Below are 3473 nucleotides of genomic sequence, written 5' to 3'. Positions count from 1 at the left end.
TGGAGAAATATATTCAGAAAAAAGAGGATGAATCATAAAATATATCAATCTATAAAAAAAGACCGCCAACGATATGGTTAATCGTCAACAGTCTGTAGGTCCGAAGGACCTATTTTGGAAGTTTGAATGATGATTTCATAGCACAGATTCGATTAAAGACTGGATGATCTTGCGTAGAGTCTTTTGTATCAATGTTGAAATAGCCTTTTCTTACAAACTGGAATGCATCACCAGGTTTATAATTCTTAATATTTTCTTCAATATAGCCATCAACAACAGTTAATGAATTTGGATTAATATTCATTGTACCATCTTCGTTATAGACACCTTTTTCTTCATCAACAAGCTGTTCATAAAGACGAACAGGTGCTTTTACGCAATGATGAGCTGCTACCCAATGAATTGTTCCTTTGACTTTACGGCCATTGAAACCTGAGCCTGATTTTGTTTCAGGATCATAAGTCACATGGACAACTGTGACATCACCCTGATTATCTGTTTCGTAGCTGACACATTTTACAAAGTAAGCATTCATAAGTCTTACTTCATTGCCAGGGAAGAGACGATAATATTTCTTTGGTGGTTCAATCATGAAGTCTTCTCTTTCGATATAAAGTTCTCTTTCGAAAGGAAGCTTTCTTGAGCCAAGTTCTTCATTTTCAACATTGTTTGGTGCATCAAGATATTCAACCTGTCCTTCAGGATAGTTATCAATAATAACCTTAATAGGCTTATCAAGAACAGCCTGCAGGCGTGGTGCCTTAGGCTTAAGATCATCTCTGATGAAATATTCGAGCTGAGCATAGTCTACTGAAGAGTTCGCTTTAGTTACTGATGTGCTCTTCATAAAATTCTTGAGTGATTCTGGTGTAAAGCCTCTTCTTCTTAAAGCGGCAATCGTCACAAGACGTGGATCATCCCAGCCATCAACAACACCATCTTCAACAAGTTTCTTGATATAACGCTTACCAGTTACAACATTGGTGAGATAGAGTTTCGCAAATTCAATCTGCTTTGGTGGGTGAGGGTAGTCTAAATTTTCAACAACCCAGTTATAGAGCGGACGGTGATCTTCGAATTCAAGTGTACAGATGGAATGCGTAATGCCTTCAATCGCATCTTCAATTGGATGGGCAAAATCATACATTGGATAGATACACCATTTATCACCAGTATTGTGATGTGTGACATGGGCAACACGATAGATGATAGGATCACGCATGTTGATATTTGGTGAGCTCATATCGATTTTAGCACGAAGTACTTTTTCCCCATCCTTGAATTCATCATTCTTCATTCTTTCAAACAAATCCAAGTTTTCTTCGATTGAACGCTCACGGTAGGGTGAATTCTTGCCAGGTTCTGTCAAAGTGCCACGGTAGGCTCTGATTTCGTCAGCATTTAAATCATCGACATAAGCCAAGCCTTTTTGAATGAGTGTCTTAGCTGCTTCATACATTTGATCGAAATAGTTGCTGGCATATCTTACACCGCCAACCCATTTTGCACCAAGCCATTCAACATCCTTAACAATACTGTCTACAAATTCTGTGTTTTCCTTCTTCGCATTGGTATCATCAAAACGAAGATGGAATTCTCCATTATATTCCTCAGCTAAGCCATAATTTAATAAGATACTCTTGGCATGACCAATATGTAAGTAGCCATTAGGTTCAGGTGGGAATCTTGTTACAACTTTTGTATATGTTCCTTCAGCAAGATCTTCATCAATAATTTTTTCAATAAAATTCTTGCCGACTTCATGATTATCCATAGTTATTACTCCCTTTCTTAATTTCCTAACTATTTTACCAAATAAAAAACATTCTTTCCATACAATAAGATGAAAATAGCCTAAGTGTTTGGATTTTTCCTACTCAAGAAGATGGATATTGGGTATAATAGGGAATATGTGAGGTAGCTTGATATGAATACAAATGAAAGATCACTTGATAATCGTCGACTCGTTGTTCTCTTAGATACATTAAGAGAACATCCTGATGATACACTTTATGAAGAATTATTTACTTTGATTGCAGAGAGCAGTTATTTTTATGTTGCTGCGCATTTTGATAAGCAGCCTGTTCGTCAGAAGGATGGCTCATACTTGTTGCAGAATGATACACATATGACTTTCCCGCGTCTTTATGATGATAATGGTGTTTACTACTATCCAGCATTTACATCACTTGATGAATTAGAAAAATGGCAGGATGAGGAAGTGAAAAATGCTAGTATATTGACGTTATGTATAGATGATTTCTTAGATATGCTTCATCATGATGAAGGCACTTCTGGCGTTGTCATTAATCCCTATACACAATCTTTCTTGCTTTTTAAAGGGATGATGGAGCATCTCTATGAAGTAAGAGAGAAAGCTCATCCTTTCCACCGTCATACAATTTTAGAACATCTGTATAAAAATAATAAGGATGCTTCTTAAGTGTGCTAGAATAATAGTATAGGGAGGGACTAATTATGTTCAAAGATTCTTTAGATACCTTTATTAATCAGCTTGTAAGTGACACACTGGCATATGATGATTCCTATTTCCAGGCAAATGTCACTAAATTGCATAAGGCTATTGGTGATGATTTTTATGCCTATTTCAGACATCTAGTAGAGTTCCAGACAACTCGAGGTATTTTTGAGGGTTTCGATGATGAGGAATTTATGAAGGGTGTGAAAGTATTGTTATCGCACCAGCTTCGAGATATCAAAGTCCTCAATGGACTTTATAGATTTAGAGTAGAATTGGTTGGTCATGAAGAAGAATGCTGGCGTGAATTTGTCATACCGGGAGGCATGTCATTAGCTGATTTAGGTTATATGATTCTTATTGCCTTTAATGCGGATGGAAGTCATTTATTTGATATAACTTATCGTGGGGATACATACATTTGTGATGCTCAAGATCAATATGATGATTTTGATCAGCCATATGCTGCTGATGTCCAATTGGCCCTTTTGAAGCTTCGCAAAGGAAGTCGTTTGGATATGACCTATGATTATGGTGAAAACTGGCAATTTAAGATTAAAGTGCTCAATGCACATAGTGTTAAACATATTACGAAAGACGCGGATATGTCATTTGGTGAAGGCGCTGGAATGAATATCTGGGAAGATAATCATTATGATTTTGATCGTTATTTTATTGATCCTGTAGGTGTTAAAGAAGAATTTGAAGAAAATGGATGGGATGTTCAGGAGTTTGCTGAAGATGTCTATGATAAAGATCAGTGTAATAGTGATCTGCTAGAGAATTTCTATAATATGAAAACGGGATATGAATCAAAAGAGCCAAATTTCTTTGATGAAGTTGAAGAGGATGATTTTGGACCACTCAATTAGAACTGGGCAACCAGTTCTTTTTTCATAGGATGATTTGTCAAATTAAGTGCAACACCTACGATGAGTTACCCAGTAATTCTTCTTTAGGTGTTTTATATTTTATGCATTTACGTGGCCTGTTA

Annotated in this window: 3 protein-coding genes; 2 read left to right on the top strand and 1 reads right to left on the bottom strand. The window is 36.4% G+C overall.

The window, feature by feature from the left end:
• Positions 1–109 precede the first annotated feature (109 nt).
• The gene (locus T529_RS0111490; RefSeq protein ID WP_033163750.1) at positions 110–1774 is read right to left on the bottom strand and encodes a glutamine--tRNA ligase/YqeY domain fusion protein; all 1665 of its coding nucleotides are present in this window, start codon (positions 1772–1774) and stop codon (positions 110–112) included.
• Positions 1775–1927: 153 nt separating this feature from the next.
• On the opposite strand from T529_RS0111490, the gene T529_RS0111485 reads away from it, so the two are divergent.
• Complete coding sequence (locus tag T529_RS0111485) at positions 1928–2443, top strand: SseB family protein (protein WP_033163749.1); 516 nt, start codon at positions 1928–1930, stop codon at positions 2441–2443.
• A 35-nt stretch (positions 2444–2478) separates the two neighbouring features.
• On the top strand, positions 2479–3351 hold the full coding sequence (locus tag T529_RS0111480; RefSeq protein ID WP_033163748.1) for an IS1096 element passenger TnpR family protein: 873 nt from the start codon (positions 2479–2481) through the stop codon (positions 3349–3351).
• The last annotated feature ends 122 nt before the right edge of the window (positions 3352–3473 follow it).

The sequence above is a fragment of the Sharpea azabuensis DSM 18934 genome (genome assembly GCF_000702165.1).
Classification (GTDB): Bacteria; Bacillota_I; Bacilli_A; order Erysipelotrichales; family Coprobacillaceae; genus Sharpea; species Sharpea azabuensis.
Note: the sequence above shows the minus strand (reverse complement) of the source record. Positions and strands in the feature narration are given on the sequence as shown.

Coding starts and splice junctions, on each gene's coding strand:
- T529_RS0111490 (WP_033163750.1), bottom strand. CDS start 1,774: ATGGATAATCATGAAGTCGGCAAGAATTTTATTGAAAAAATTATTGAT.
- T529_RS0111480 (WP_033163748.1), top strand. CDS start 2,479: ATGTTCAAAGATTCTTTAGATACCTTTATTAATCAGCTTGTAAGTGAC.
- T529_RS0111485 (WP_033163749.1), top strand. CDS start 1,928: ATGAATACAAATGAAAGATCACTTGATAATCGTCGACTCGTTGTTCTC.